The sequence below is a fragment of the Mycobacterium sp. UM_Kg27 genome, from assembly GCF_000972905.1.
Taxonomy (GTDB): Bacteria; Actinomycetota; Actinomycetes; order Mycobacteriales; family Mycobacteriaceae; genus Mycobacterium.
Genome location: NZ_JRMM01000213.1, coordinates 1 through 4,332, shown reverse-complemented (window position 1 = coordinate 4,332; position 4,332 = coordinate 1). Strand labels below are relative to the sequence as shown.

At 67.8% G+C, this 4,332-nt stretch carries 5 protein-coding genes; 4 read left to right on the top strand and 1 reads right to left on the bottom strand.

What is annotated here, in order from left to right; genetic code table 11:
- From LI94_RS20430 to LI94_RS20415, 4 genes are all read left to right on the top strand, one after another.
- Window positions 1-1,393: polyribonucleotide nucleotidyltransferase (locus LI94_RS20430; protein ID WP_046302362.1), on the top strand; the 1,393-nt coding region annotated here is incomplete at its 5' end.
- Window positions 1,371-2,693, top strand: coding sequence for a pitrilysin family protein (locus tag LI94_RS20425; protein ID WP_024444059.1), 1,323 nt, complete (start codon window positions 1,371-1,373; stop codon window positions 2,691-2,693). The genes LI94_RS20430 and LI94_RS20425, both read left to right, overlap by 23 nt.
- A gap of 15 nt (window positions 2,694-2,708) precedes the next feature.
- Window positions 2,709-3,731: a nitronate monooxygenase gene (locus LI94_RS20420; RefSeq protein ID WP_046302361.1), complete on the top strand. Its 1,023-nt coding sequence runs from the start codon at window positions 2,709-2,711 to the stop codon at window positions 3,729-3,731.
- Window positions 3,732-3,762: 31 nt separating this feature from the next.
- Window positions 3,763-4,260, top strand: coding sequence for an SRPBCC family protein (locus LI94_RS20415; protein WP_046302360.1), 498 nt, complete (start codon window positions 3,763-3,765; stop codon window positions 4,258-4,260).
- Here LI94_RS20415 and LI94_RS24745 read toward each other — a convergent pair.
- Window positions 4,248-4,332, bottom strand: an 85-nt coding sequence (locus tag LI94_RS24745) for a hypothetical protein (protein WP_239651243.1), incomplete at its 5' end; no start/stop codon positions are given. The two genes, LI94_RS20415 and LI94_RS24745, sit on opposite strands and share 13 nt — an antisense overlap.

The following is a 4,332-nucleotide window of genomic DNA, read 5'->3' as shown; positions in this document are numbered from 1 at the left end:
GGCGCTGACCATCGCCGGCAAGGCCGAGCGTGACGAGCGCACCGAGGAGATCAAGGCCGAGGTGCTCGAGCGTCTCGCTGGGACCTACGAGGGGCGCGAGAAGGAGATCAGCGCGGCTTACCGGAGTCTGACCAAGAAGCTGGTGCGTCAGCGCATCCTGACCGACCACTTCCGTATCGACGGCCGTGGCATCACCGACATCCGGGCTCTGAGCGCCGAGGTCGCCGTGGTGCCCCGGGCGCACGGCAGCGCCCTGTTCGAGCGTGGCGAGACCCAGATCATGGGCGTGACCACGCTGGACATGATGAAGATGGCGCAGCAGATCGACTCGCTGGGGCCGGAGAAGTCCAAGCGCTACATGCACCACTACAACTTCCCGCCGTACTCGACCGGTGAGACCGGCCGGGTCGGTTCGCCCAAGCGTCGCGAAATCGGCCACGGCGCTCTGGCCGAGCGGGCCCTGGTTCCGGTGCTGCCCAGCGTCGAGGAGTTCCCCTACGCCATCCGGCAGGTCTCGGAGGCGCTGAGCTCCAACGGCTCCACCTCGATGGGTTCGGTCTGCGCGTCCACGCTGGCGTTGCTCAACGCCGGTGTGCCGCTGAAGGCTCCGGTCGCCGGTATCGCGATGGGCCTGGTCTCCGATGACGTCGAGGTCGACGGTAAGACCGAGCGCCGCTTCGTCGCGCTCACCGACATCCTGGGTGCCGAGGACGCGTTCGGCGACATGGACTTCAAGGTCGCCGGCACCAAGGACTTCGTCACCGCACTGCAGCTCGACACCAAACTCGACGGCATTCCTTCAGCGGTCCTGGCAGGTGCTCTCGCTCAGGCCAAGGACGCGCGTATGACCATCCTCGAGGTGATGGCCGAGGCCATCGACGCCCCCGACGAGATGAGCCCGTACGCGCCTCGCGTCACCACCATCAAGGTTCCGGTGGACAAGATCGGCGAGGTGATCGGGCCCAAGGGCAAGATGATCAACTCGATCACCGAGGAGACCGGCGCCCAGATCTCGATCGAGGACGACGGCACCGTGTTCGTCGGCGCCACCGACGGCCCGTCGGCGCAGGCCGCCATCGACAAGATCAACGCGATCGCCAACCCGCAGCTGCCCAAGATCGGCGAGCGGTTCCTGGGCACCGTGGTCAAGACCACCGACTTCGGCGCTTTCGTGTCGCTGCTGCCGGGCCGCGACGGGCTGGTGCACATCTCCAAGCTCGGCAAGGGCAAGCGGGTGGCCAAGGTCGAGGACGTGGTGAAGGTCGGCGACAAGCTGCGCGTGGAGATCGCCGACATCGACAACCGCGGCAAGATCTCGCTGGTTCCTGTGGACGAGTCGACCCCGGAGGCGGGGCCCGCTGAGTCTGCCGATGCCGCGACTGCCGAAAGCTGACACTGGGGCGCCGCCGCGCGCCGCACTGCGACGCACCACCCTGCCGGGCGGGCTGCGGGTAGTCACTGAATACCTGCCCGCGGTTCGTTCGGCGTCGGTGGGCGTGTGGGTTGGCGTCGGATCGCGCGACGAGGGCGCCACGGTGGCGGGGGCGGCGCACTTCCTGGAGCACCTGCTGTTCAAGGCGACTCCGACCCGAACGGCGGCCGGCATAGCCCAGGCGATGGACGCGGTCGGTGGCGAGCTCAATGCCTTCACCGGAAAAGAGCACACCTGCTACTACGCCCACGTGCTCGACACCGATCTGGAACTGGCCGTCGCACTCGTGAGCGACGTGGTGCTCAACGGGTCCTGCGCGGCTGCCGACGTCGACCTCGAACGCGACGTGGTTCTTGAGGAACTCGCGATGCGCGATGACGATCCCGAGGACGCGCTGGGCGATGTGTTCTTGACGACGCTGTTCGGCGATCATCCGATCGGCCGGCCGGTGATAGGCAATGTCGAGTCGGTGTCGTCGATGACGCGCGCACAGTTGCGGTCATTCCACCAGCGCCGCTACACACCGGAGCGCATGGTGGTCGCGGTTGCCGGCAACATCGACCATGACACGGTGGTTGCGCTGGTCCGAGAACACTTCGGGCATCGCCTGATTCGAGGTGAGAAGCCTGCCGAGCCGCGACGGGGCAGTGCCCGGGTGCCGGGCAGGCCCGGGCTGACCGTGGTCAACCGTGATGCCGATCAGACGCACATGTCTCTGGGGGTGCGTGCACCCGGACGCTATTGGCAACACCGTCAGGCGCTGGCCGTGCTCAACACTGCTCTGGGTGGCGGTCTGAGTTCGCGGCTGTTCCAACAGGTTCGGGAAACCCGCGGTCTGGCCTACTCGATCTACTCGTCGGTTGACACCTTCGCGGACGCCGGCGCGCTGTCGGTTTACACGGCATGTCAGCCGGACCGATTCGCCGAGGTGGCGGCCGTGACCGCCGAGGTGCTCGAATCGGTGGCTCGTGATGGAATCACCGCCGACGAGTGTCGGATCGCCAAGGGGTCGTTGCGCGGGGGATTGGTACTGGGCCTGGAGGATTCCGGTTCGCGGATGAACCGGCTGGGCCGTACCGAGTTGAACTACGGCCGCCACCGGCCCATCGCCCGCACCCTGCGGGAACTGTCGGCGGTGACCGTCGACGAGGTCAACGCCGTAGCCCGTCAGCTGCTGCGTAAGCCCTATGGCGTCGCCGTGCTTGGCCCGTATCGTTCGAAAGGGGCGCTGCCAACCCGTCTGCGGGCGCTTGCCGGTTGATGGCAGGCTAGGGGAATGGCGTTCAGCTTCTCCGAACTCAAGGTCCCATTGATCGGCGCCCCGATGGCCGGCGGTCCCAGCACACCGGCGCTTGCGGCCGCGGTGACCGAGGCGGGTGGGCTGGGGTTCGTCGCAGGGGGCTATCGCACCGCCCAACAGCTGGCCGATGAGATCACCTCCGCGCGCGCGGCCACCAGTGGTCCCATCGGTGTCAATCTGTTTGTGCCCCAACCGAGCGGCGCGGACGTGGTGTTGCTCGACGAATACGCCGATCTCCTGGATCCGCTGGCCGAGCATTACGGGGTAGAGCTGGGCCAGCCGCGCTTCGGCGACGACGACTGTTGGCCGGAGAAGCTCGAGGTGATCGCCGACCTGCGGCCCACGGTGGTGTCGTTCACCTTCGGGACCCCGTCCCCCGACGAGATCGACATGCTGCGGGCGTTGCGCATCCTGACGGTGGTCACGGTGACGTCGGCCTACGAGGCCGGCGTCGCCCTGGGACACGGCGCCGAGGTGCTGGCGGTGCAGGGCCCCAAGGCGGGCGGACATCGGGGCACCTTCGCGCCCGACGTGTACCCGGGCACCGACTCGCTGGAACATCTGCTGGCGGAGATCGCCCACGCCCACGGCCATGTCCCGTTGGTGGCGGCGGGCGGTCTCGGCACCGCGGCCGACGTGGCCGGGGTGCTGGGTGGTGGCGCGGTCGCGGCCCAGGTCGGTACCGCACTGCTGCTGGCGCACGAAGCCGGCACCAATCCGACGCACCGTGCGGCACTGACCAACCCGGAATTCGCCAACACCACGGTGACATGTGCGTTCTCCGGCCGCTACGCACGCGGCTTGGAGAACGACTTCACCCGCGCCTTCGAGGATGTGGCCCCGGTGGGATACCCCGAGATCAACCACATGACGACCCCGATCCGGGCGGCGGCGGTGGCCCTGGACGATCCGCATGGGACAAGCCTGTGGGCCGGGACCGCCTACCGGACCGCCCGGTCGGCGGCGGCCGCCGAAATCATTGCTGCCCTGACGCCCTGAAACGGCGGTAGGGCGTCGTTATGATCGCCGCATGCATGACACGTCCCGACCTTCAGCAACTGGCACCGTGCGCATTGACGCCGCCCCTGAAACGGTTTATGCGCTGATCACCGACCTGTCCGCCCTGGCGGACTGCGCCGAGGAGACCGTCGCCATGCATTGGCGCAAAGGCGATTCGGCGCGTCCGGGCGCGAAGTTCAGCGGCGCCAACCGTAACGGCTCGCACAGCTGGAACACCACCTGCACCGTCACCGACGCCGACCCCGCCCGGCTGTTCGCCTTCGACGTGCGCTCGGCGATGGTCCCGGTGGCCCACTGGGCGTACGAGATCACCCCGGCGGACGGCGGCTGCCAGGTCACCGAGAGCACCTGGGACCACCGCCCCCGCTGGATACTCGGGATCAGCCGACTGATCAGCGGCGTCGCCGATCGCAATGCTGCTAACGCCGATCACATCCGGCTCACCCTGGACCGGCTCAAGCACAGGGCGGAGCAGGGCGCCGGCAATCACCCCGGTCAGCAGTCGTAGTAGAGGGCGAACTCGTAGGGGTGTGGTCGCAGGTTGACGGGGGTGATCTCGTTCTCCCGCTTGTAGTTGATC

Bases quoted from the DNA above. Each gene is read 5' to 3' on its own strand.
- LI94_RS20425 (WP_024444059.1), top strand. From the start codon at position 1,371: ATGCCGCGACTGCCGAAAGCTGACACTGGGGCGCCGCCGCGCGCCGCA.
- LI94_RS20415 (WP_046302360.1), top strand. From the start codon at position 3,763: ATGCATGACACGTCCCGACCTTCAGCAACTGGCACCGTGCGCATTGAC.
- LI94_RS20420 (WP_046302361.1), top strand. From the start codon at position 2,709: ATGGCGTTCAGCTTCTCCGAACTCAAGGTCCCATTGATCGGCGCCCCG.